Source organism: Silvimonas terrae (assembly GCF_014202765.1).
Lineage (GTDB): Bacteria > Pseudomonadota > Gammaproteobacteria > Burkholderiales > Chitinibacteraceae > Silvimonas > Silvimonas terrae.
The window spans coordinates 56757-82109 of sequence record NZ_JACHHN010000010.1 but is presented as its reverse complement, the minus strand read 5'-3'; the positions used below and the strand labels follow the sequence as shown (position 1 = coordinate 82109).

General features: G+C 59.2%; 18 protein-coding genes. 15 read left to right on the top strand and 3 right to left on the bottom strand.

Going from position 1 to position 25353, the window contains the following annotated elements; all coding sequences use genetic code 11:
- The first annotated feature begins 180 nt into the window (after positions 1-180).
- The 4 genes from HNQ50_RS19515 (at position 181) to HNQ50_RS19500 (ending at position 4587) form a co-directional block, all read left to right on the top strand.
- Positions 181-1074, top strand: coding sequence for a DUF817 domain-containing protein (locus HNQ50_RS19515; protein ID WP_246428798.1), 894 nt, complete (start codon positions 181-183; stop codon positions 1072-1074).
- Between the two features lie 343 nt (positions 1075-1417).
- On the top strand, positions 1418-2434 hold the full coding sequence (locus HNQ50_RS19510; RefSeq protein ID WP_184102899.1) for a hypothetical protein: 1017 nt from the start codon (positions 1418-1420) through the stop codon (positions 2432-2434).
- A gap of 449 nt (positions 2435-2883) precedes the next feature.
- Positions 2884-3225, top strand: a complete 342-nt coding sequence (locus tag HNQ50_RS19505; protein WP_184102898.1) for a helix-turn-helix domain-containing protein — start codon at positions 2884-2886, stop codon at positions 3223-3225.
- 9 nt (positions 3226-3234) lie between these two features.
- The gene (locus HNQ50_RS19500; RefSeq protein WP_184102897.1) at positions 3235-4587 is read left to right on the top strand and encodes a type II toxin-antitoxin system HipA family toxin; all 1353 of its coding nucleotides are present in this window, start codon (positions 3235-3237) and stop codon (positions 4585-4587) included.
- Between the two features lie 74 nt (positions 4588-4661).
- Here HNQ50_RS19500 and HNQ50_RS19495 read toward each other — a convergent pair whose 3' ends face one another.
- Complete coding sequence (locus HNQ50_RS19495) at positions 4662-5111, bottom strand: hypothetical protein (protein ID WP_184102896.1); 450 nt, start codon at positions 5109-5111, stop codon at positions 4662-4664.
- A 281-nt stretch (positions 5112-5392) separates the two neighbouring features.
- On the opposite strand from HNQ50_RS19495, the gene HNQ50_RS19490 reads away from it, so the two are divergent.
- Complete coding sequence (locus HNQ50_RS19490) at positions 5393-5800, top strand: hypothetical protein (RefSeq protein ID WP_184102895.1); 408 nt, start codon at positions 5393-5395, stop codon at positions 5798-5800.
- A gap of 130 nt (positions 5801-5930) precedes the next feature.
- On the opposite strand, the gene HNQ50_RS19485 is transcribed toward HNQ50_RS19490, so the two are convergent.
- The gene (locus tag HNQ50_RS19485; RefSeq protein WP_184102894.1) at positions 5931-6185 is read right to left on the bottom strand and encodes a YkgJ family cysteine cluster protein; all 255 of its coding nucleotides are present in this window, start codon (positions 6183-6185) and stop codon (positions 5931-5933) included.
- 361 nt (positions 6186-6546) lie between these two features.
- Between HNQ50_RS19485 and HNQ50_RS19475 the strand changes: the two genes are divergently transcribed.
- Genes HNQ50_RS19475 through HNQ50_RS19455 form a run of 5 tightly spaced genes read left to right on the top strand, consistent with a single transcriptional unit; the run spans position 6547 to position 13966 of the window.
- On the top strand, positions 6547-8598 hold the full coding sequence (locus tag HNQ50_RS19475) for a DUF2298 domain-containing protein (RefSeq protein ID WP_184102893.1): 2052 nt from the start codon (positions 6547-6549) through the stop codon (positions 8596-8598).
- Positions 8599-8615: 17 nt separating this feature from the next.
- Positions 8616-10640 (top strand): DUF2298 domain-containing protein, encoded by a 2025-nt coding sequence (locus HNQ50_RS19470; RefSeq protein ID WP_184102892.1) that lies wholly within the window; start codon positions 8616-8618, stop codon positions 10638-10640.
- 14 nt (positions 10641-10654) lie between these two features.
- Positions 10655-11641, top strand: a complete 987-nt coding sequence (locus HNQ50_RS19465; RefSeq protein WP_184102891.1) for a glycosyltransferase family 2 protein — start codon at positions 10655-10657, stop codon at positions 11639-11641.
- Between the two features lie 28 nt (positions 11642-11669).
- Positions 11670-12638, top strand: coding sequence for a lysylphosphatidylglycerol synthase transmembrane domain-containing protein (locus HNQ50_RS19460; RefSeq protein ID WP_221303273.1), 969 nt, complete (start codon positions 11670-11672; stop codon positions 12636-12638).
- Positions 12635-13966 (top strand): NAD(P)/FAD-dependent oxidoreductase, encoded by a 1332-nt coding sequence (locus tag HNQ50_RS19455; protein ID WP_184102889.1) that lies wholly within the window; start codon positions 12635-12637, stop codon positions 13964-13966. The genes HNQ50_RS19460 and HNQ50_RS19455 overlap by 4 nt, the downstream gene beginning before the upstream one ends.
- 297 nt (positions 13967-14263) lie before the next feature.
- Here HNQ50_RS19455 and HNQ50_RS19450 read toward each other — a convergent pair whose 3' ends face one another.
- A complete protein-coding gene (locus HNQ50_RS19450; protein ID WP_373282243.1) occupies positions 14264-14761 on the bottom strand; it encodes a YidB family protein in 498 nt (165 codons plus the stop codon).
- 470 nt (positions 14762-15231) lie between these two features.
- Between HNQ50_RS19450 and HNQ50_RS19445 the strand changes: the two genes are divergently transcribed.
- The 5 genes from HNQ50_RS19445 to HNQ50_RS19425 all read left to right on the top strand — a co-directional run bounded on the left by HNQ50_RS19445 (position 15232) and on the right by HNQ50_RS19425 (position 25310).
- Entirely contained in the window at positions 15232-15624 is a 393-nt protein-coding gene (locus HNQ50_RS19445) for a response regulator (protein ID WP_184102887.1), read from the top strand.
- Between the two features lie 133 nt (positions 15625-15757).
- Entirely contained in the window at positions 15758-16120 is a 363-nt protein-coding gene (locus tag HNQ50_RS19440; RefSeq protein WP_221303272.1) for a response regulator, read from the top strand.
- Between the two features lie 72 nt (positions 16121-16192).
- Positions 16193-16705: a chemotaxis protein CheW gene (locus tag HNQ50_RS19435; protein ID WP_184102886.1), complete on the top strand. Its 513-nt coding sequence runs from the start codon at positions 16193-16195 to the stop codon at positions 16703-16705.
- 172 nt (positions 16706-16877) lie between these two features.
- A complete protein-coding gene (locus HNQ50_RS19430) occupies positions 16878-19049 on the top strand; it encodes a methyl-accepting chemotaxis protein (RefSeq protein ID WP_184102885.1) in 2172 nt (723 codons plus the stop codon).
- 264 nt (positions 19050-19313) lie between these two features.
- Positions 19314-25310: an Hpt domain-containing protein gene (locus HNQ50_RS19425; RefSeq protein ID WP_184102884.1), complete on the top strand. Its 5997-nt coding sequence runs from the start codon at positions 19314-19316 to the stop codon at positions 25308-25310.
- Positions 25311-25353: the final 43 nt, after the last annotated feature.

Sequence of the window (25353 nt, the reverse complement as noted above, 5' to 3'; positions counted from 1 at the left end):
ATTGCAAGGCGGAAGGTCATTTTTGCCACTGTTGCCACCCCGGATGCTCGCTGCGCTTCATCCGGGCTACAGCGTGGGCGGCCCGTTGCAGCCCCATCCCCATAACGGCATCAGGCTGATGCCGTTATTATTGAAAGTGCTTGTGCGTGTGCTGCGCATAACCGTCTCCTCACCGGCATAATGACCGGCTCCCTTTGCGCCCACCCCACAACCATGCGCCTGCTGCTGCAACCTGCCTTGATCGATGGACTTTTGCTGGGTCTGGATCGCCCACGGCAAACCCTGACCGGATGGCGGCGCTTTATCTGCGAGTTTGTGTGCTTTGGTCTGCGACAAGCCCGTGCCTGCTTGTTTGCCTTTCTGTTCTTCGCCGCTGTGTTCGCCGTACCGCGCACCGGGATCGCCGGTATTCCCCGTTACGACGCCTTGTTGATTCTGGCGCTACTGATTCAGGGCTGGATGCTCTGGGCCAGGCTGGAATCATTCGATGAATTCAAGGCCATCATGCTGTTTCACGCGGTGGGCTTTGTGCTGGAAGCCTTCAAGGTCTCTGGCAGCGTACAGTCCTGGTCCTACCCAGACTTTGCCTACACCAAAGTGCTGGGCGTGCCCTTGTTTTCCGGTTTCATGTACGCGGCGGTAGGCAGCTATATCACCCAATCCTGGCGCTTTATGGATTTGCGCATTCGCCATCACCCGCCGTACTGGATGGCGACGCTGGTCGCTGTCCTGATCTACCTGAATTTCTTCACACATCACTATATCGGCGACTATCGCGGTTATATCGCGGCGGGCGTGCTGGGGTTGTACGCGCGGACCACGGTCATTTATCGCCCGCTGGACCGGGACCGGCACATGCCTCTGGTGCTGGCGTTTGTGCTGATCGGGTTCTTTATCTGGCTGGCCGAAAACATCAGCACGTTTTATGGGGTATGGAAATACCCCAACCAGTTGGGCGCCTGGTCCGCCGTGCATATCGGCAAGTGGAGTTCCTGGTCGCTGCTGGTCATCATGACCTTTACCATCGTGGCGCACCTCAAGCACATCAAGGCGCGCATTCATATTCCGGACTAGGCCGTTACCGCTTTGATGCGTGTGGCTGCCATCGTTTTAACCGCAAGCGCAAAGCGCCCATTTACCGTATGTAGCCCGTTGGGCTGTGAGCTGCATTACCCAGACGGTTACAGCGTTACCCCGCGATTTACCCAAGTCATTTTGCCGCTTACTGATTTAACACAATGAGTCCTGATCGGCTGTCAATCAACCTTGCAATAGCGGTCGATATTACTTCTGCACCCAAGGGCTACTGACATTCTGATAACAAGAGCGGGATAACAGGACCGTATCCGCACGTCAACGCCCGATTACCGCAGGCATGACCGCCGGATGAAAGTCGTCATATTTCAAGGAGTTCATTGTGTTTGTAATTCTGGAGTCCAGCAAGGAAATCAGCACTGCCGAACGTAAACTGGAAGCAACCCTGCGACGGGAGTTCACGCAGAATGCGGTGAAGAAGATCGGATTTCGTGGTGGTGCTGAAGAGCAAGCCCAGGTTATTCACAATGGGCAGTACTGGTTCTGGTCAACGGACCATAACGCGGAAACTGTGGCAAACCCACGGCGATTGCACTGGTTTGGTTTGCTCAACGCGGGCCCAGTTTTACAAATTACCCTGGAAATCAACACCCTCTATGAGGGATATAACAATCAAATTGCAGGGTTCTTCGCAAAGGACCCATCAAGCGGCCAGGTTTATCTCTTTCATTCCGGAAAAATTGGTGGTGGCGCCACTGGTGTAGGCAAACACGCCTTCATGATCTGGAACCAGATTCGGCCAATGAAAGTCATCGATTCCTCAGGGGGTATTCGTGAAGGTGTGTTAGTCATGCCAGTGGATGGAAAGGCCGCAACGCGTTCCGCGGTGAAATATATCGAATCCGTTGCGAAGTTCAAGCATGAAGTGAGTCAGGGATTACTGGAAAGCGCCGATTTCCTGGACAAAGAACAAGTCTGGAAAGACTATTTCAGTGAGGTGGGTTATCAACGGACCGGGATACGTAGTGAATTTGACTATCTATCCAGGCATGCCGAGGTCGTCGAAGCTTTATACCACTGGCGTCAATCACAGCCCATGGCGCATGCTGCCAGGATAGTCAAAAACGGCCTTATTGATTTAGGCGTTGTGGCTCAGGACGGCCTGATTGAATTGTATGAAGTGAAGACGAGTGTTGACCGGAGCGATATTTACCAGGCACTGGGGCAACTCATGATTCACGGCCCACGCCACGCATGCCAAAAGACAATCGTTCTGCCTGCACGTTCGCCCTTACCAGAAGATATCCGGAATTCCCTTGCTCTTATTGGCATAAACATTAAATGGTATCGGCTTGGCGATACTGCTGTTGCTTTTCTTGAAAATCCGGGAAACCACTGAAAGAAGGTCCAATCGCAGCCAGGAGATGTAGCTACCCAGCGTTTTGCCATCAACCAAGCCAGCTACATCTCACCTTGGTAGCAAAGATTTTTTGTAGGCCCTATGAATATGGTCTCAGCGCAGCAGGTTACCGCCCTTGCCACCTGTTTCGACCTCGAAACACCTTAGCTCTTCAGGGGAGTCGATGACGGACCAGAGTGAAGGCCGCGATGGGACCAAAAAGCAGGAGGCGGCGACCCGCTGCAGTATGATTTCCACACCAGTCAAAGCCGGGCCTACGCGGTTTCCCGTCGTGGGGAACGGGAATACGGGCTTTTGAGTCTAATGTCCGCAATATCGGATATTAATGCGTTACCGTCCGTTTTAACGCACATTTATCATCCGCCATCTGACAACGTACTATACTCGTTATATCGGACATTAAATCGATACAGACTGGTTTGGCGGACATGAAAGGTAAACAGAACGTTTTGTTGAGCGCGGCACTGACCAAAGAAATGGTCGAGATTGGCGAAAAGCTGCGCCGGCTGCGCACCGCGCGCAAGGTGCGTCAGGCCGATGCCGCCGTGCGTGCCGGCATCGCGCGCAGCACGGCATCGCGCATTGAGAGCGGCGACCCCGCATTGGCCATAGGTCAGCTTCTACGGTACCTGGATGCAATCGCGCCGGGCGTATCCCTGCTGTCGCTGCTCTCCGAGGATGACCCTGCCCTGCTGAGCCTTGCCGACCGAGAGAAGACAAAGCGCGTGCGGGTGCTCTCACAGTCCGAACGCGAAGAACTCGACTTCTAAGGACCGCACATGGCAACCAGAACAACCAAACTCACCACCTTCGCATGGCTTGGCGATGCGTTCGAGCCGTGCGGCTTACTGACACTCACCGAAGACGGCAACACGTTGGTGGCCTCTGAATTCGCTTATGGTTTGCGCTATCTCCAGCGTCAAAACCGCATTGAAGTAGACCCGGTGAGTCTTGGATTAACCCGCCTTGACCGGGTTGAGGGCAATGCGCTATTTCCCGCCAATCGATTGCCCTTCTTTGGTGGCATTCGTGACGCCTCCCCCGACTCATGGGGCCGCAGGGTCATTGAATCCAAGCTAAGGGCGCCGGTGAACAGCCTGCCTGAGTCCACGTATCTGCTTGAGGCGGGCGGCAACCGGGTCGGTGCGCTGGATATCCGTCGGGACCTGCATACGCCTACGCATAATGGGATTAACCCGGAGATTGGTCTGGGCTACTTGATGGAGGCGGCAGACCGCATCGAGGCCGGCGAAGAAGTCCCAGCGAGACTGGAGGCAATCTTTACTGAGGGCACTGCACTGGGTGGGGCCCGCCCGAAGGCAACCATCCGTAACGAAAACGGCTGCCTGCAGCTGGCCAAGTTTCGGAGCCGGACTGACCGGTTCGACATGCCTAAGGTCGAAATGGCCGCGCTACGCCTCGCTGTAGAATGCGGCCTGACGGTGCCGCCTGTGGGTTGCGTGGACGTGGGTGGTCGCAGTGTCATGCTGATTCACCGTTTCGACCGCTATTGGTCCGAATCCGCGACGACGCCCTTGCCACGGGAATGGATGCTGACTCAGCCTGGTGATGGACTGCTTGAGCGTCGCATACCCTTTATCAGCGCACTGACGCTGGTGGGATGCTCTGAGGAAGAGTCGCGACTGAAGTCGTACATGGACATCGCCCAAGGTGTTCGCACCTACATCCATCCTGACATGGTGGCGCTGAATCTCTCTGAACTGTTTGGCCGCATGGTCTTCAACATCTTCGTCACCAACGACGATGACCATTTGCGCAATCACGGCTTCATCTACGACGATGGGCTGAAGGGCTGGCGACTCAGCCCGCTATATGACGTCATGCCTCGACCGGGCGTTGCCCAAGAGCGGCAACTGCATCTGGGCGTTGGCCAACAGGGCAAACTGGCTACCCTGGACAATGCACTGTCGTCTTGCGCGGCCTTCGGCCTGAGTGAGGCGCAAGCCATCGCCCGCTTTGCCGCCATCTGGTCCAAGGTACGTGAGTGGAAGGTTTTCTTTGAAGAGTACGGAGTGGCCGGCGCAGATATTAACGCTGTAGAGAGCGCGTTCCGGCATGTGAGGGACATTGCTTCGCCGGATTTGGTTGAAAAGATACAGGCGCAGCCCTAAAGACGCCAATTCCGATATTAGGTTGGAGGTCCTACAGGGGAGTCAAAGACCCAACATGAAAACAGCCCCGTAAGTCATTGACTAACGGGGCTGTTTTGACAATCCCAGTTGAATTGCTGTTTCCAGCAGAGGTACACGACCTCCGGAGCATCGGAGCAAAATACGCTGACGCAAGCATTCCCGGCCACTACCAACCATTCGCGTCGTTCCTTTTCAAGTCCCTGCAATGCATCTTCTTCCTCTTTCCAGCCTCCTTCAGTGACCTCCAACAGGTGGCAACCACCTGGAAACTCGGCTGACGTCATATAACGCATCAACTCAAGCTCGTCGAGTAAGCGAAACCCACCCAAGAGGCCTGGAAACGTCAATCTAATGCCGCTAGCGTGACCGTTCCAGTCGAGCGAACTCATCACGACGACAATAAGGTCACCATTCATATACTCCAGAGAATGAATGTTTGAGTTCGACTCAATACCGTTGGCGGGAAGGTAGGCTTGAGCTTTGAATACAGCATTTGCCATCATTTTCCCAGATTCGTATTAGCTGGGCTCTACGATAACGTCCTCGGACTCTGGTGGATAGTTCGCCAGGGTGTCCGCCAACTCCCTTCGCGCCACTTTCTCCACAGAGCTAATGGGGGCATACTTCGCGGTGAACGTAGAGGAAAGGCGAAAGAAAGGGGACCGAGTCCGGCCGTCCATTTCGTTGAATGTTCCCGATTACCCGGACGATTTCAAGCAATAGCCCCTCTGGAGCTTCGAAAACCCTCATCTGCCAAGCCTTGCAGGTTCTCTTTGGTAACCCAATGACCACACTTGAACGAAACGCCGCGCTCGAATTTCACGACTCCGAGGTTCGAGATGTTGAAGCAAGTACGAATACGGTTACCGTCAATTTTGCGGCGGCTTACGTACATCGTTCCGAGGGCCGGCCAGCAATCGATGCTGGCTCTGGTTACATGCAGTCAGTTCAATTGGTGTTCGCCGACGCACAGTACTCAGGCCCAATCAATGAATGCATCGGGCTCCTTTCAGACGGCCTGCTCAAGATAAATGGAGAGACAAGCACCACTATGCCCATACCCCTTTCAGTCTCCGGCTCTATCTACCTTGAAATGGGCTTTGCAAATGGCTCACACATACTCATTGCAGCGCAATCTCTGATATGTCGTGCCAGCGGAGAAGCAAAGTTTATCGAGTCATTCGACTGCTAAGTGGCAATCCGCGGTAGCACGTCGTGCTGACCCAGCATCGGCGCACCAGTGCCCTTGGTTGCGGACACGGATAACGATAGTGAAACTCCACCGATACCCCTCCCCCTACCGCCCGGTGAACAGGTGTGTCTTAGGGGGCGGTGGCCACTTCCAATTGAGTTAGCCAAAGCATCGCCTCCTCCTTCGTCGTACCACACATCTCCAGAGATGCCTGCAAGCCGGCGCAGCATGATGGCCTCTCCGGCTGGCCAAAGATGCTGCAGCGATTATCCACCGTCAGTTGAATACAACGTTGACCCGCGGCCTTGCCATTTGGCATTCCAGGTATGGGGCTAGAGATAGAAGGCGCGGTGCAGCACGCACCGCAATCAGGTCGGCAAATCATAAAGTGTAATTAAGTGGACAACGGCTTGCCATGGGGCATGCCCGGCAACGGGCTGGTAATGGAAGGGGCGATGCAGCAAGCGCCGCAGCCAGATCGGCAAGACAATTTCATGCGCGCATTGGAACTGCCAAAGGAGCGTGTTGCAAGTGCCATCTGTCCTTTCGTGTCCGGTTGGCGTGCGTCGGGGAAGTTCTGGCATAGTACGCGGCACAACTTATAGCAAACAGGCCCGGCATGAAGGTTCCGCCGCAGGCCAAAGCATGATAGAAACCCGGACGCAGCCAGAACCGGGAGCGCACGCGGCACAGGATGGCGGCGGCGACTTCCAGATGCGATCCGGTTCCCGGAGGAGGGAGGAGACATGGGCCCCATAGCCCTTTTGCTGACGCTATTGATCTTGCTGATCAATCTGGCGGGCATAGCGCAGTGTTTTGAACGCCGTTTCGGCGGCGATACCGATCTGGCACGCGCGGCAGGCGTATTGCTGCTGTGCCTGGTTTTGTTCTTTGTTGAACATTTCACCGGACTGGGCAAACTGGCCTGGGTCTGGCCTGTGGGCACAGCGCTGTCGGTGCTGGTGCTCAACCGCCGCTTGCTCGATACCGCGTGGTGGGACAAACAACAGCCCTTTGTGCTGGCGTTTCTGTTTGTGCTGGCCTGGCGCTACGCGTTTCCGGATATCGACGCCCAGTCAGAGCACCTGACCGATCTGTATTTTGTCGCCAATTATCTGGGTGGCGATACGCTGCCACCGCCAGATCAATGGCTGCCCGGTTACCGCTTCGACATGTATTACGGCTTTCTGCATTACGCCACCGCGTTGCAGGGGCGCATCCTGAATCTGGATGCCGGCCGGGCCATGAATCTGGGTTTTTGCACCACCTTTGCCTTTACCGCCAGCCTGGCGTGGAGCCTGACCGGCCGTTTCCTGAAACGTGCCGGTGCGCGCTTGCTGGTGGTGGCCGCGCTCACCGTGGGCGGTACTGGCGTCGCGCCGCTGATCCCGTTGATTTACGATTTGCCCGCGCAGACTTCGGCCCAATCCGACGCCAATGCTGTCACCCGTTTGTGGACCAACACCCGTTTTGCCGGCTTGTATGATCAACAGGTCAACACGCCAGTCGGCCGCGCTTTGTTCCCCGCGTTGGCCCCGGAAGACAAACCGCTGCCGGATTTCCAGCCGCGTGAATTGCCGCTGGAAACCCTCTCTTATTACACCTATCTGGGTGATCTGCATCCACCGGTAGGGGGCTTTGCCTTACTGCTGTTTGTGCTGGCCTTGATTGGCGCGGTAGAAGCGCCCATCCGGCTCAGTGCCCCTGCGGCGGGCGAAGATAGCGCCGAGCCCAGCGGCTGGCGTGCAGAAACCGGCGTGTTTTTGCTGGGTCTGAGCTTGCCATTGTTGCTGGCGCTCAACCCATGGACGCTGCCGCTGCAAGCCTTGCTGGTGCTGGGCTGGTGCGCCTGGCGCTGGCGCAGCGGGCAAGCGCCACACTGGCTGGCCCTGGTGATGGGCGGTGTGGTGGGTGGCGCATTGATTTACCCGTTCATGCTGCACTTTGCGCCCAACGCGGTGCCGACGCACATTGCCCTGGTCGATGCGCTGGATCACACGCCGGTGCGCCAGTTCCTGGGCTTGTGGTGGCCGGTGCTGATGCTGGCGGCCCTGGCCCTGGCCGGCGGCCCGCGTGCGCGGCTGGGCTGGTGGGCGGGCTGGACGGTGCTGCTGTTGCTGGCGGTGACGGAAATCCTGTTCGTGGATGACCCGCTGACCGATCGCTACAACCGCTTCAACACCACGCTCAAGTGGTGGTCCTGGCTGTATCCGGCCGGCATTGCGCTGCTGGGTACGCTCACGCTGGCATCCTCCCGCCGGGTGATCCGCATTCTGGCCTGCGTACCCCTGCTGGCGACGTGTCTTTATCTGATCCCGCAAGCGCAGTACTGGGTTTACCACCCGCGTCCGCACGCCGGACGCCTGGCGGGGGATGGCTGGCTGAATGACGACCCTGGCCAGCGCGCCATCCTCAACTATCTGCGCAGCGCGCCCAAAGGCCTGGTGCTGGAGGGGCTGGATAACGGCTCTTACAGCCCGCACGGCGCATTTGCCCTGCATAGCGGTCAGCCCTCTGCGCTGGGCTGGCCCGATCATGAAGGTCTGTGGCGGGATCATCCGTGGTTTATCAACCGCGACGCGGATTTCATCCGGGCGCTGTACCACGGCAGTCTGCCAGATGCCGGGCAATGGCTGGCGGGGCGCAATGTGCGCTACATCGTCTGGAGTTCATTTGACCAGCAGCGTGACGCCACGGCCTTTGCCCGCATGCAGGATTTGCTGGCCAGCCGGTATATCTGGCATCCGCTGAACGACACCCCGAATGATCCGCGCGGCTTGTGGGAGCTGCGTCGGTAACAACAGGCATCAACACCATGAACATGATTTTCCTGCTCGGCAGCCTGATCTTGTTGTGGCTGCATCTGGCCAGCGTTAGCGTTTCGCTCAGTCACTGGCTGCCCTTGCCCATTGCCCGCGCGGCGGGCGTGTTGGGGATTACGCTGGCGTTGTGCGCGCTGGAGCATTTTGTCGGGCTGGGCCGTATCAACTGGGCATGGCCGCTGACCACCGCCGCTGCGCTGGGCTTGTTGTGGCTGCATCGGCCGGAACTGAAAACCCGCTTGTTCCGCCAGTCAGAGGTGGTGTTCGGGCTGGCATTTCTGTACGGGTTGGGCTGGAAATTCTTGCTGCCCAATATCTACCCGACGTCCGAGCGGGTGACTGATCTGTATTTCATGCAGAACTATTATCCCGGCGACACCTTGCCGCCGCTGGATATCTGGTATCCGCCGCATCATTTTGATTTTTATTACGCCTTCCAGCATTACGGCGCGGCACTGATGGGCCGGCTGTTTGGCTGGCAACCAGGCTTTGCCTACAACATTGCCTTTGCGCTGGTCATGGCTTTGTCATTGTCTCTGGCCTGGGATTTCGCCAGCCGCTTTGTTCTGCGGTTGGCCCCACGGCTGTTGCTGATTGCTGCGCTGGCGCTGGGTGGCACCGGCATTACCCCGATCCTGCATTTTGTAGTCAATGACAACACCTCCGCCCCGGTGGACTGGGCTGCCAATGACTATATGTGGGGCACGGCGCGCTTTATTGGCAACTATGAATTGCGCATTCGTGAACAAGGTACGGACTTTGGCCGCGCCCTGTTCCCGCCGCTGGCGGATGCGGACAAACCCACGCCGGATTTTGAAGTGCGTGAAATCCCCATGGAGAACTTTGGTTATCAGTTCTATCTGGGCGATTACCACCCGCCGCTGGGCAGCTTCTTCTTGCTGTTCCTGGCGCTGGCGCTGATTGGCTGGCTGGAAAGCGCGGCCCGGGCAGGCGAAGCCGCTGCGCCGCAGCGGCTGGCGCAAGCACTGCTGGCCGCCACCGTGCCGGTCATGCTGATTACCAACACCTGGATTTTTCCGTTCTCGGCCTTGTTGCTGTTGAGCTGGATCGGCTGGCGTTATCTGGAAAAACGCCCACCAGAGTGGGCGGCATTGATTGCAGGCGGGCTGATTTCAGCGCTGCTGGTCTATCCATACCTCTCCGGGCTGGCCAGCCAGGCCATCAACACACCCATCAAACCTGTCGCCTGGATGGATCACACGCCGCTGCTGCGCTTTGTGATTTTCCTGTGGCCAATGCTGATCTTGCTGATCGCCGCGCTCTTTGAGAAAAAGGCCCGGCCGCTGGCGCTGATGCTGGTGGTGGCCTTTGGCGCCATGCTGTTGGTGTCCGAATTCATCTACGTCCAGGACCCCTCCGGCGGCAAGTTCATCCGCACCAACACCACCATGAAATGGTGGGGCTGGATGTATAGCGGCGCGTTGTTGTCGCTGGGCGCCATAGCGCTGGGCAGCTCGCGCAAGCTCACCCGCTGGGTGGCTTATATCGCCCTGGCGCTGCCCTGCACCTACGCGTGGGACACCGCCTGGTATCTGTACCAGACCGGCAAGGGCGATGTCGGCAAGCTCGATGGCACGCACTCGTTTATCAATGAGCCCGCCGCCCGGGATCTGGTGAACTGGTTGCGCAACGCCCCGCGCGGCATCGTACTGGAAAACTGGTATGGCGACGCCTACACCAATCAGACGCTGGTGGCCTTGTTTTCTGACCAGATTTCCATGCAGGGCTGGCCCAACCATGTGAGCCTGTGGCATGCTGCGCCGCGCGATGTGTGGATGCAGTCAGACAAAACCAAGGCGTTCTACCACGGTGAACTGCCCAATGCGCTGGACTGGCTGAACCTGAATCATGTGCGTTATATCGCCTGGACCCGCGCGGAAGCCAATATGGGGCTGCCGGCCTGGCAAAACATCAACACCGCCATCAACAGCCAGTACAGCTGGCATCCGTTCTACGCCGACGCAGGCAGCCAGGTGGGCCTGTGGGTGCGCAAATAAGCGAGGGAGTCAGCATGAGTAAATCGCTGCTGTCCATTGTGGTGCCGTGTTACAACGAGGAAGAAGTCATTGGCGAAACCACGCGTCGTCTGAACGCTTTCTGCGCCGGCCTGACAGACCTGGACTACGAACTGGTGTTCATTGATGACGGCAGCCGTGACCACACGCGCACGCTGCTCAAAGAGATCGCCGCCGCTGATCCGCATGTGCGCCTGATTGCCTTTGCCCGCAATTTCGGCCACCAGATTGCCGTCTCTGCCGGGCTGGATGCCGCGCAGGGCGATGCGGTAGTGCTGATCGACGCCGATCTGCAAGACCCGCCTGAAGTCATTCACGAGATGGTAGCCCGCTGGCGCGAAGGTTATGACGTGGTCTACGGGACGCGGACCGATCGCCCTGGCGAATCGGCCTTCAAGCTCTCCACCGCGCGCACCTTCTACCGGCTGCTGAACAAGCTCTCCGACGTGCCCATTCCGCTGGATACCGGTGATTTCCGCCTGATGAGCCGCAAGGTGGTGGATGTACTGCGCGCCATGCCAGAGCGCGACCGTTTTGTTCGGGGCATGGTCAGTTGGGCCGGCTTCAAGCAGACCTCCCTGCCCTATGCTCGCGCCGAGCGTTTTGCCGGCGAGAGCAAATACCCGCTCAAGAAGATGATCCGCTTTGCCACAGACGGCATTTTGTCGTTCTCCAGCAAGCCCTTGCAGTTGTCCATCGGCATTGGCATGACGGCGGCGGCACTTGCCCTGCTTGGCATCCTCTATGCCATCGGTCTGCGGCTGTTTACCAATATCTGGGTAGAAGGCTGGACCGCGTTGATGATCGCCGTGCTATTCCTTGGCGGCGTGCAACTGGTGTGCGTCGGCATCCTGGGCGAATACATGGGCCGGGTGTACAGCGAGGTCAAACGCCGTCCGCTGTATGTGGTGGATGAATACATTGGTTATGCCGGTACCAGCGGCCCGGCAATCAGCCGCAGCCCGGTCGTGGACCGCAAGTAAGGCTATGGCTCAACAATCCAGATCCGTAATGCGCCTTGTGATTGGCGCCGCCCTGGCCGTGCTGTTCACCTGGCTGATCTTGCGGCAGATCGACTGGCATGGCCTTGTGGCTGCGCTGGCTGCCACGCGGCCGGGCTGGGTGCTGGCCGCGCTGGGGGCGTTCTGCATCGGCTATAGCTGCCGCATTGCCCGCTGGCGCGCCATGCTGGCCAAAGATGTGCCCGGCATCACCTGGTTGACGTGTGCCGGCCCGCTGCTGGCCAGTTTTGCCACCAACAACGTGCTGCCGTTTCGCGCGGGAGATATGTTGCGCGCCTTTGCCTTCAACCCGAGGCTGGGTGCAACGTCTGGCACGGTGCTGGCGACCTTGTTTGTGGAGCGCTTGCTGGACCTCTTGATGGTGCTGGTGTTGCTGGGTGCAGCGCTGGTGGTGTTCCAGCTGGATGTCGCCAGCTTCTCAGGCGTGGGTGCCGGTTTTTTGTTTGCGCTGGCGCTGGTGATCCTGGCGGTGTTGTTGTTCCCGCAAGCTTTTGCGCCACTGGCCCGCGCAGCTACCGCCCTCATCGCCCGCTTTGCCCCCGCTATTGGCGAGAAACTGCGGACCGAAGTGGACAAAGGCCTGACCACGCTAGCGCACCTGGCGCAAGGCACCACCATGTTGCGTCTGGTGGGCTGGTCTCTGGCGGCCTGGCTGGCAGAAGGCTTTGTGTTCTGGCTGGCCGCGCAATCCCTGCCTGACCTGACCGCGCCGGCGGCTGGCTGGCTGGCCTTGCCGGTGGGTACGCTGGCCACGCTGATTCCGTCCACGCCGGGCTATGTCGGCACCTTTGATTATTTTACCGTGCACGCCATGACCGCGCTGGGCAACAGCACCACGGCGGCCGCCGCGTTTGCCGTGGTGGTGCATTTGCTGCTGTGGTTGCCGCCAACCGTGCTTGGCGGCCTGTACCTCATCCTCAACCCGCTTTCCCGTCAGCCCCGGAACCAGACTTCATGACCGCTTTTCCTGCCAGCACCCGTGTCGCCATCATCGGCGGCGGTTTCACCGGTTTGTCTGCCGCGTATGAACTAGCCCGCGCTGGCATGGACGTCACCGTGCTGGAAGCAGATGACCATATCGGGGGGCTCGCCAGCGCGTTTGACGTCGAAGGCGAAAAGCTTGACCGCTTTTATCACCACTGGTTTACCAACGACCGTGAAGTGATGACGCTGATTGATGAACTCCACCTCAATGACCATGTGGCGATCAACCCGACCAACACGGGCGTGTGGTACGCCAATCATTTCTTCAAGCTCTCCACCCCGGCTGATCTGCTCCGCTTCACGCCGCTGACCTTTTTCAACCGCATCCGCCTGGGGCTGCTGGCACTGCGCGCCCGCAAGGTGGAACACTGGATGGAACTGGAAGACAAAACCGCCGCCCAATGGCTGCGCGAACTGGGTGGCGAGCAAGTTTACAAGGTGGTGTGGGAACCGCTGCTCAAGGGCAAGTTCGGCCCGGTGGCGGAACAGATTTCCGCCGTGTGGTTCTGGAACAAACTAAAGCTGCGCGGCGGCAGCCGGGGCAAGGGCGGCGAAGAACGGCTGGCGTATTTCAAGGGCGGCTTTGTGGCGCTGGCCGAGGCCCTGGCACGGCAAGTGGAAGGGCTGGGTGGCAAGGTGTTGACCAGCACGCCGGTACAGCGTTTTGAGAAAATCGACGGCAAGTTCCACATCGAAACCCCGCAAGGCACGCTGCTGGCCGATGAAATCATTGCCACGCCCGCGCTGCCGCTGATTGCAGGCATGATCAGCCACTGGGCGGCGCCCGATTATCTGGCGCAATTGAACCGGATTCATTACCTGGCCAATGTGTGCCTGGTGCTGGAACTGGATCGCAGCTTGTCAGAGACCTACTGGCTAAACGTGAACGACCCGACATTCCCGTTTGTAGGGGTGATCGAACACACCAATTTCGAGAAGGCCGAAACCTACGGCGGCCGGCATATTGTGTATTTGTCCAAATACCTGCCGCACACCGACGCGCTTTACACCATGAGCGCGGACGAGGTGCTGGATTTCTCCATCCCGTATCTGCAAAAAATGTTCCCCGCCTTTAGCCGGGACTGGATCATCCGCCATCACGTCTGGAAAGCACGCTGGTCCCAGCCGGTGGTAGAGAAACACTACAGCCGGCTGATCCCGGCGGAACAAGGCCCGGTGGCTGGTCTGACGCTGGCCTCCATGGCGCAGATTTATCCGGAAGACCGGGGCACTAACTACGCGATTCGCGAAGGCAGAAAAACGGGCCGCGCATTGGCGGCCCGGCTGACTGGCAAAGAATAAAGACCGTGGTGGTCCTCGTAGGGTGGATTCGGAGCGCAAGCGACAATCCACCTGCGCCATGGTGGATTGTCGCTATGCTCCGAATCCACCCTACGGCATTGACCCACCCCGTAGCCCGGATGAAGGCCAGCGGCCGGGAATCCGGGGTGGCGATGCCAAAAAAGAACCTGGCTCAGCGACACATGGTCACCCCGGATTCTCGCTGCCCCGCTGCAACCGCCAACTGTTGCATTCAGTGACTTTGTGGGGACACCCACCAAGGGGCGCGCTTCATCCGGGCTACGGTGCTGCGGTACTTCAACCGAACAACTTGCCCTTGAGCATTTCCATGCCGGAGGCCAGCAAGCTGTCGGTAGAGGGCAATTCGCCGTTCGGAGTAATGCCATCAACGGCCTTGGGCAGCAACTCCGAAATATGGCTGGCGGCCTGTTGCGGGTCGACACCCAGCTTTTGCGCCACTGCCGCCACCGTATCGCTACCCAACACCTGTTGCACCTGATCGGCAGAGATCGGCAGGTTCTGGCCGTTGCCGATCCAGGACTGGGCCACCTCGCCCAGCCCGCCCTGGTGGAATTTATCGATCAGTCCCGACACGCCACCAGATTGCTCCAGCAAGGTGCTGAGCACGCTGGCCGACGGATTATTGGCATCCGTACCAGACAGCATGCTGCCCAATTGATCAAGAATTGACATGATTGCTCCTTGCAGTTGACGTGGGAAAACACAAGACCCTGGCGCCAGGCGCGAAGAACAACGTGCCAGGCAAACACAGGGAAAAGACGGGGCGACCGGCAAGCGGATTTTGCTGTGGTGGAATCCGGCAATTGACTGATGCAAATCAATTGCTTTGATACGGATATATAAGAAAACCCGCTCTCATAATTCAAGCCTGTCGCACCCGTTTTCCGCCAGACGTCGCGGCGTTTGCACCGTGCGTCACCCCAACCGCCACAAAACGCGGAACATCTTGAAAATCACGGGGTTTTCCGGTCTGCCGGGGTGATTTGGCAGGGGGCTGCTACGCTCGCAACAGGGTGCGGCATTAGCCTTGTCTAATTCGAGAATGCGCCGGTATGATCCACGACACATCATGCCCAAGGCATGTTCTGTTACAGGGTTAGCCGCTTTGCAGCGTGTTTTACAGGGGCCCGTTGCAAAGCAAGCGATTTGCTGACAATACGTTTTCACGCTGGTGTGAGGATGCCGCCAGCATGAGTTGAGTCACTGGCTCTAAACAAGTGGTTGCAGTACAGGAGAGGAACAGCATGCCCAGTCTTACCGGGGTCAAAGTGATGGTGATTGACGACAGCAATACCATCCGCCGCAGCGCCGAGATTTTTCTGGGTCAAGCCGGTTGTGAAGTCATTCTGGCGGAAGACGGGTTCGACGCGCTGTCCAAAGTGGCCGACCACAATCCGGATGTGATCTTTGTAGATGTCATGATGCCGCGACTGGATGGCTATCAGACATGTTCGTTGATCAAGAAGAACCCCAGATTCAAGGCCACGCCAGTGATCATGCTGTCGTCCAAGGACGGTTTGTTTGATCGCGCGCGCGGCCGCATGGTGGGGTCTGATGAATATCTGACCAAACCATTTACCAAAGACAGTCTTTTGTCTGCGGTAGACCAGCACGCCCGCGCCCGTCAGGCCGGTTAAGCGTGTCCGGCCACCGGCCGGCAGCAGCAGTCATAACGCAGTCAATAACGAAAGTTGGGCCAATGCAGTTGACCGGTGCCAGAAATGGCCCGGCAGGTTGTACCAGGTAACACCTCACACGGAACCAAGTCTCATGTCTATCAAAAAAGTGCTGATCGTGGATGACTCTCCCACCGAGCGTCATTTCCTTGGCGAACTTCTGACCAAAGCCGGTTATCAGGTGCTCACGGCGGAGTCGGGCGAAGAAGCCGTGGCCAAGGTCAAGGACATCATGCCCGACCTGATCCTGATGGATGTCGTGATGCCTGGCATGAACGGCTTTCAGGCCACACGCATTATTTCGCGTGACGACGTAACGAAACATATTCCCATCATCATGTGTACTTCCAAGAATCAGGAAACCGACATGGTGTGGGGCAAGCGGCAAGGCGCGGTGGAATACATCGTCAAACCGGTCGATCCGCAAGAGCTGTTCAACAAGATCGCCGCGCTGTAATACGGCGACAGCAGTCCACCCGGCCAGAACAACACAAGCCGGCCAGGTGGATTGATCCCGGGGGGAATGACAATGGCCAAGCGAATCAGCTTGCGCGAGTACCAGGAGGGTGTGGTTGCCCGCCTGAAAACCGCAGCGTCGGCGGAACACGTCGGCGCCCATCTGGGCGTGCGCATTGGCGACAGCAACTGGTTGCTGAACCTGGCGGACGTGGCAGAAGTGATGCCGGTACCACCCATCAGTGGGGTGCCACTGGCTTACCACTGGTTTCGTGGTGTGGCCAACGTGCGGGGTAACCTCGTGAGCGTTTCGGATATCTCCGCCTTTTTTGGCGGCCAGAATCTGACGCAAACCGCCGCTGCGCGCCTGATGCTGTTGCATTCCCGCCATATTCTGCATTCGGCGGTGCTGGTCGATCGCATGCTCGGTCTCAAGCACCTTGCGGATATGCAACCGGATGCAGAAGCAGAGCCCCACGCCTGGGCACAGGCCACGTTTCGGGATGCCAACGGACAGCGCTGGCAGACACTGGATGTCGTGCGCCTGGCCGCAGACCCGCAGTTTCTACAAGCCGGTGTGAACTAAGAGCGTATCTGCGCTGCAACGGTCTTGTTTGCGACGTGGACAAATGCTTAAGAAACAACGGATTATCTCGCACTTATTTATTTTGTATTGATTTCGCGCAAGCGACTGACGTGAGACGCGCAACCAGCGTGCAGACGTACAGGGGCAAAGCAGGATCGGGAGAAGCACCAAAATGGCACGGAAAACAGATGGCCTGAAAGGCATGTTTGGCCGCAAGGACAAGGGCGGCGACGCCACTGGCAAGAAAGACGATTCAGTAAAAACGACCTGGATTCTGGAGAAACTGCGTCTGCCGGAAGGCGACGAAGACTCCGTCCTGCGTCCGGTACCCCTGGTCGGTCACCTGCCTGCTCGCCAGCAAGTGGCGTGGCTGCTGGGTACGGTGGCGGTGGCTGGTATTGGTGCTGCGCTGATTGCCTTCTTTGCCTTTGAAGCCTCCGGCGTGAACGCGGAACGTCGTTCTACCGCAACGGAAATGCAGATGTTGTCGCAGCGGATTGCGCGGGCCTCGACACTGGCCGTCCGGGGCGACAAGGATGCGTTCCAGATTCTGGAAGACGCCTACAACCGTTTCGATACTGACTTGAACACCCTCTCGGGCCATAGCCTGTTTGGTCTGTTCGTGCGTAACCCTTCGGGCACGCTGGATGCGGTGCAAACGGTGTGGAACCAGTCGTTCCGCCCCAATGCCAGCCGTCCGACCGTGGATACCATCATCAAGCAAAAGCAGCCGCTGATTACCGTGGGCCAGTCTGTTGCCGGTATTAACGAGAACGATGCGCGTCTGCTGGAACTGACCCAACAGTTTGCCGCCATGTTGACCGAGGGCGGCGGCACCCCGCACGAACTCGATTACGCCAACCAGCTGGCCATGTTGTCCCAGCGTATGGCCAAGAACGCCAACGCCCTTTTGGCCAGTGATTTGATCAACCCGGAAACCGTGTTCTTGCTGGGCAAGGATACGTCGACCTTCGGTGACATCATTTCCGGCTTTATTGATGGTTCTGATGAACTGCAGATTCGCCCGGCCAATACCTCGGCCATGGTGTCCAAGCTGCAGGAAATCAAAACTTACTTCGCCCGGTTCCAGACCGTGGTGACCTCGTTCTCGCACAACATGCAGCCGATGGTGAACACCCGTCTGGCCAACCAGACCATCGTGCGTGATTCCGAGCCGCTGCTGAAAAACTCCATCGAACTGGCCAGTGTGTATGAAAACACGTCCGGTTCCATCCTGATCACCGTGCTGGAAGTCTTGTTCATCGGCACCGGTCTGGCGGCTCTGTTCTTCCTGCAACGCGTGTACAACCAGGAATCGGTACGCCGTCGTCTGCAGATCGAAGGCGAGAACAAAAAGAACCAGGAAGCGATTTTGCGCTTGCTGAACGAAATGTCCGACCTTGCTGATGGTGACTTGACGGTGCGCGCTTCCGTGACGGAAGACTTGACCGGCGCGATCGCTGACTCCATCAACTACACGATTGAAGAGCTGCGCTCCCTGATTACCGGGATTAACCGCGCCACGGAACAGGTGGGTCAGGCCACCGGCGAAGCGCAGGGCGTATCGAGTGAGCTGATTGCCGCTGCGGACCGCCAGTCGCGTGAAATTCAGAACACCAACAACACCGTTGAACAGATGGTGCGCTCGATCCAGGACGTGTCGCATACCGCCAGCCAGTCGGCTGAGGTGGCGCAGTCCTCCCTGGCTGCTGCTGAACTGGGCGCCAGCGCGGTAAACAACCAGATCAAGGGCATGAACGAAATCCGCGAACAGATCCAGGAAACCGCAAAGCGGATTAAACGCCTGGGCGAATCCTCGCAGGAGATCGGTGAAATCGTGGAACTGATCTCGGACATTACCGAACAGACCAACGTACTGGCGCTGAACGCGGCCATCCAGGCGGCCGCCGCCGGTGATGCCGGCCGCGGCTTCTCGGTGGTTGCGGAAGAAGTGCAGCGTCTGGCTGAACGTTCTGCCGAAGCGACCAAGCAGATCGGCGCGATTGTGAAGACCATTCAGACCGATACGCACGACGCCGTAGCCGCTATGGAAGTGTCCACCCAGGGTGTGGTGGAAGGGGCCAAGCTGTCTGACGCTGCAGGCCGCGCGCTGACTGAAATCGAACGCGTTACCCGCGAACTGGCGGTACAGATTCAGTCGATTGCGCAGGAAACGGAAGGTCAGGCTACTCTGGCTGCCCGCGTGAACGCCTCCATGCGCGACATTCTGTCGGTGACGGAGCAAACGTCTGCCGGTGTGAAACAGTCTGCGGTGGTGGTCGGTCAGCTGAACGGTCTGGCCGAAGGCCTGAAGAGTTCGGTTTCCGGCTTCAAGCTGAACTGATCGTAGACGGATCGCCATGAACAAAACCCGGCTGGGCGCATTGCGCGCCATGCCCCCATCGGGGACATGAGCAAGCCGGGTTTTGTTCAAAACACTAACAACAGGGCTCCGGCCGCCAGCAGGCGGCATGGCAAACCCGAACGTACCTACCGAGGAGGGCTGACTATCCGCATGATCCGGATGTGCCAGCGCCAGGCCTTTGCCTGAGCGTCATTTGCGCCACCGCCTGCGTTGTCATCCTTCCGAACGAACCGGATCAACTTCATGAGCGTGCATACCGAATTCGATCAAGGCTCCCTGATCTGGGTGAAGGGAGAGCTTGAACAGACGCTGGGCCGAGCGGCAGAAGCGCTCAAGCAGTTTGGCGACGCGCCAGATGCTGCCCTGCTCAAGCATGCGCAAACCCACCTGCACCAGGCCGTTGGCGCCTTGCAGATGGTTGAACTGCAAGGCCTCGCCCGCTATTGCGAAGAGGCCGAGCACCTGGTCGCCAGTGTGGCCCGGGAAGAAACCGGCAATCACGCGCTGGAAGCCGTCATTGCCGTCACCAAAGACGCCACCGCTTACCTGGAACGCATTGCGGCCGGATCACCCAATGTGCCGCTGGTGCTGCGGGATACGCTGGTCAAAATGGCCGCCCTGCGCGGTCAGACCGTCAGCGGAGCTGAACTCTTTTTCCCGCAGTTGGCCCAGCTCAGTGTCCCGGCAGAACTGCCGACCCATAGCGTCCCCGAAGCCGATATGGCCCCGTGGGTGCGTCAGCAACGGACGCGGTTTGAGTCTGGCCTGCTGCGCTGGTTGCGGGCTCGTGATGCGGGCGGCGCAGCCGCCATGACCAAGAGCCTGACCGAACTGGCCAGCGCCCAGAGCATCATGTTGCCGCGCGCTTTCTGGTGGAGCGCCGCCGCAGTCGTGGATGCGCTGCCCAGCAACAAGCAAGAAACCGATCTGGACCCGCGTCACCTGTTGATGCGCCTGAACCTGCAACTGCGTCGCCTGGCCGATGGCTCTACCCGTGTGGCAGAGCGCTTGTTCCGCGACCTCTTGTACATTCTGGCGCATGACCAAAGCCAGAGCGCACTGGCGCAAAAACTCAGAACCGCGTTTGAACTGGACGGCCTTCTGGCCGACGCGGGTGCCAATACCTTGTCGCCGCAAGCTCAGGCGCGTGCCCAGGCGGCCCGCCAGTTGCGGGACGAACTGGCCAACGCCAAGGATTTGTGGAGCCGTGTGGCCGCCGGTCAGCAAGATCGCCTGCCGCAACTGGCCGCTGAAATTACCCGCCTGTCGCACCACTCTGAAGCACTGGAAATCCCCGGCCTGAACAAGCTGTGGGAAGGGGTGTCCGGCGTGTTTGAACGTTGTGCCGGTCGCGGCATCAGCGAGCCCGAAGCGCTGGAACTGGCCACCGCCATGTTGCTGGCCGACAGCGTGCTGGCCGCTTACCCGCAACAAGCGGCTGATTTCCCCGAGCAAGTTGAAGCCATGCTGCAACGCCTGGCCAACCCGGCCATGGCCGCAGAAATTGACCTGCCGCAACTGGATGCGGTCAGCCGCGAAGCGCAGGAAAAACTGCTGGTTGCGCAACTGGCGCAAGAAATGCGCAGCAACCTGCGCAGCATTGAAGACGCGCTGGATGCCTTCTTCCGGGATGCATCGCAACGGGCTGCACTGGGCGGTCTGGATCAAACCATCTATCAGGTGCAAGGCGCCTTGATGATGCTCGATTGCCAGGACGCCGTGGCACTGTTGCTGGCCGCGCACGAACGGGTGCGCAATATGGCCGCCTCTGAAGCAGACCCGGCCCCGGCAGAACTGGAAGAACTGGCCGAAGCGTTCTCGACCATCGGTTTCTATGTAGATGGCCTGGAACAAGGTCGCGATGACAGCGCGGCCCTGCGCCCGATGCTGACCCGCCTGACCGGCGCGGCCGAGCCCGAGATTGAAGTCGAACCGGACGTGACCGAGGCGCTGGAAGCCGAGCCGCCGATTGGCGAGTCCGCCAGCCTTGAGCCGGAACACATCGAGATTGTCGAGCCAGAACAAAGCCGTCCGCTGCCATCGACCGAAGAAGCCGTCGATGCCGAACTGCTGGAAGTTTATCTGGAAGAAGCCGCCGAAGTGCTGGCGACCATTGCCGCGCAAATCGAGGTATGTCGTCACGCCCCGCACGACCGCGAGGCCATGACCGTCATCCGCCGCGCCTTCCATACCCTGAAGGGGAGCGGCCGCATGGTCGGTCTGTTCAACCTGGGCGAAGCCGCCTGGGCCATTGAACAGGTCATGAACAAATGGCTGCAAGCGGAACAACCGGCAACACCGGCGCTGCTGCAACTGGTGGGCGATGCTCACCAGTCCTTCCGCGTCTGGGTAGCCCAACTGTCCGAAACCGGCGGTGCCCAGGTTGATGCCAGCAGCCTCTCTGAGCGCGCTGACGAACTCAAACACCAACTGGATCAAGGCACGCTGTCAATGGCTGCCCCGGTTGCCGCTCCGGCCATCGAGCCGGTAGCGTTCCAGCCTGTCGTTGAGGCTGAGCCGCTGCCCGCCTTGTTTGAAGGCGAGCACGATGAAGCCGCCGCCCCGTCCGTGGAACTGGCTGATGACCTGAGCTTTGACGCGCCGGCCATCGACCTGGCGGATGATCTGGCCGACACCGAACTGGTGGTAGATACCCCGGCACCAGCCGATGAAATCCAGATTGGTGAAGTGGCCGTCTCGACCACGCTGTTCGGTATTTTCTGCGACGAAGCCGGCCGCCACCTGCAAGCGCTGGTGCAAGGCCGCACAGCGTTGCAGCACAACGACCCGCTGGCACCGTCGTTCCTGTTGTCGGCCCATACCCTGGGCGGCATTGGCGCCACGGCTGGGTTCAGCGCACTGGGCGATCTGGCCTACGCGCTCGAACAATCCGTACAAAAATCCACCGAACCGCCGGTCGAGCCGCTGATTCATGCGGTAGATCGTCTGGAACAGATGCTGGGCGATATCTTTGCCCAGCGCGATCCGGGCCACGGTGCCGCCGAAATTGCCGCGCTGGCTGCGCGCAATGAAGATGCGCTGAGCATTGCGCTGGATGAGGTCGCGGCCGCGCCTGTCGCCGCCGACGATCAACTGACGCTGGACGAGATCTCACTGGATGATCTCTCGCTGGATGAGGCGCTGCCAGACGCCGTCGCAGTGCATGTCGAGCCCGCCATTGAACTGGCTGGGCATGACGTTGCTGCGCCGGCCGAAGAGGCGATCAACCTTGACGAGTTTGAACTGACCGAGCCTACCGCCGATGAGCTGGCCGCACTGGCCTTGCTGGACGGTACGCATCTGGATGAACACAACGAACCCGTCTTGCCGGCCCCCGCCGCGCTGGATGGGTTGGATGATCTGTCGTTCGACCTGGATGAAATCCCGGCAGATGCACTGACCATTGCGGTAGAAGAAGAGCCCTTGCTGGCCACCGACCTTGCGCTGGACCCGGCCCATGATGCCGGGACCGCCGAACTGCCGGATGAGCAAGGCTTTGACCTCACGCTTGATGAGTTGCTTGAAACCCCGGCCGAAGAAGTCGTGGCCGAAGAGCACGTCCTCGACCCGCTGCCGACCGAATCTGCCCACGCCGCAGAGGCCGTTGAGCCGCATACCATCGTGACGGAACTGGTCACGGCAACAGAACCGGTTCAGGCAGAAACTGCGCCGGATACCGTGCATGAAGCTTTGGTCGCCGCGCATGAAGCGCTGGTCAGCGCACATGAGTCCCTGATTGCTGCCCGGACTGAGTCTGAGTCCGAGTCCGAATCGGTTATTGACGCAGCACCGAGCCTCGATGCCACGCTGGTTGAGGAAGAACTGCCGGCAGAAGCAGAACTGATTGAGCCGGCAGCGTTCATCGAGGCCGATGAAGCGATCCCTGAGGTCGCCTTGTCGCCGGAACTGGGTCACGTGGTGCAACCGCTGGCCATGGCTGCCGCCGAGTCGTTGCCTGCTGCGCTGGCCGCTGGCTCCAGCCTGACCGAGCGCAAAGCCGAACTCGACCAGACGCTGAACGACGAAATTGACGATCAGTTGCTGCCGGTGTTCGTGGAAGAAGGCGACGAATTGCTGCCGCAAGTAGGGGGCGCATTGCGTGCCCTGCGTGACGGCGATGCCGCCGAGGCCGACCGCCTCAAGCGCATTCTGCACACCCTCAAGGGTAGCGCGCGGATGTCCGGTGCCATGCGTATGGGTGAGGCGACTCACCGCATGGAATCGCGTCTGCTGGCCGCAGGCAGCCTGGTCTCGGGCCCGCTGATTGACGAGCTGGAATCCGACTACGACCTGATCAACCTGTTGTTTGATGAACTGGCTGGCCGTACCCCGAACGCCGCCGATGTGGTGGGTCAGACTGCGCAAGCCGTCGCCGCCACCCAGGCCCGTGGCCCGGCCCAGCCGCTGCTGGCCGCCGCGCCGGACGCGGAAGGCAAGACCACCATCCGCGTGCGTTCCGAGCTGGTGGATGATCTGGTCAACCAGGCCGGTGAAGTGTCGATTGCGCGTTCCCGCATTGAATCTGAAATGCTGGCGCTCAAGAGCTCCTTGCTGGATCTGACTGAAAACGTGACGCGTCTGCGCACGCAAATGCGTGAACTGGAAATCCAGGCCGAATCGCAAATGCAGGCGCGCACGCGTGAATTCCAGGAAGCGGCGCAGACGTTTGATCCGCTGGAGTTCGACCGCTTTACCCGTCTGCAGGAAGTCACCCGCTTCATTGCCGAAAGCGTGAACGACGTGGCGACCATTCAGCACAACTTGCTGAAAAACGTGGATGAATCCGCCGCCGCGCTGACCGCGCAGGCCCGCATGACCAAGGAACTGCAACAGAACCTGATGCGCGTGCGCATGGTGCCGTTTGCCAGTATCTCTGACCGCTTGTACCGCCTGACCCGGCAAACGGGTAAGGAAGTGGGCAAGAAGGTCAACCTGGAATTGCGTGGCGGCCGCGTGGAAATTGACCGCGGCGTGCTGGAAAAAATGATCTCGCCGTTCGAGCATATGCTGCGTAACGCGATCGACCATGGCCTGGAAACCCCGGCCGAGCGTGAAACCAGCGGCAAGAGCGAGTTTGGTGAAGTCCAGGTGGAAGTGCGCCAGGAAGGCAACGAACTGGTGGTAATGCTCAAGGATGACGGCAAGGGCCTGAACATGGATCGCATCCGTGCCAAGGCGCTGGAACGCGGTCTGATTGAGGCCGGCCAGGACATCGCTGACCGTGACCTGATGCAGGTGATCTTTGAGCCGGGCTTCTCGACCGCCTCGGCGGTGACGCAGATTTCCGGCCGTGGTATCGGCATGGACGTGGTGAAGAACGAAATCGGTAACCTGGGCGGCCGCATCGACGTTGATAGCGTGCTGGGTCAGGGCACCAGTTTCACCATCCACCTGCCGCTGACGCTGGCGGTGACACAGGTGCTGCTGGTGAAATCCAGCGAGCGGCTGTACGCCATTCCGTCGGTGATGATCGAACAGGTGCAGGAACTCAAACAGGATGCCCTGGCGCTGCTGTACAAGAACCAGGCGCAAGAATGGCTGGGTGGCCGGTATCCGTTCTCTTACTTCCCGCGCCTGTTGGGCGACGCCGAAGTCATGCCGGAAACCAAGCGCTTCTCTACTGTGCTGTTGCTGCGCTCTGGCGCCAACCGCATGGCGCTGCACATCGATGAACTGGTGAAGAACCAGGAAGTGGTGGTGAAGGCCATTGGCCCGCAACTGGCGCGGATTCCGGGTGTTGCCGGTTCTACCGTGCTGGGTAACGGCGAAATCGTGCTGATCATGAATCCGCTGGCCCTGCTGGCGCATGGTGAAGTGGCTACGGTGCAGAAGGATGTTTCGGAAGAAACCCGCGCTCCGGCCCAGTTGCAAACCACGCCGGTGGTGATGGTGGTGGATGATTCGCTGACCGTGCGCAAGATCACCAGCCGCTTGCTGGCCCGTGAAGGCTTCCAGGTGCAAACCGCCAAGGACGGCGTGGATGCCCTGCAGCAGTTGCAGGAGCTCAAGCCGGCGGTGATGCTGGTCGACATCGAAATGCCGCGGATGGACGGGTTTGAATTCACCCGTAACGTGCGCGCCAACGATGACACGCGCCACATCCCGATCATCATGATCACCTCACGCACGGCAGAAAAGCACCGCAACTACGCGTTTGAGCTGGGCGTGAATGTTTTCCTGGGCAAACCGTTCCAGGAAGACGAATTGATGGGTCATATCCGCAGCTTCATCACGCAGTAAGCGCTTCGTGTGCTCAAAACAAAACCCCGCTTCGGCGGGGTTT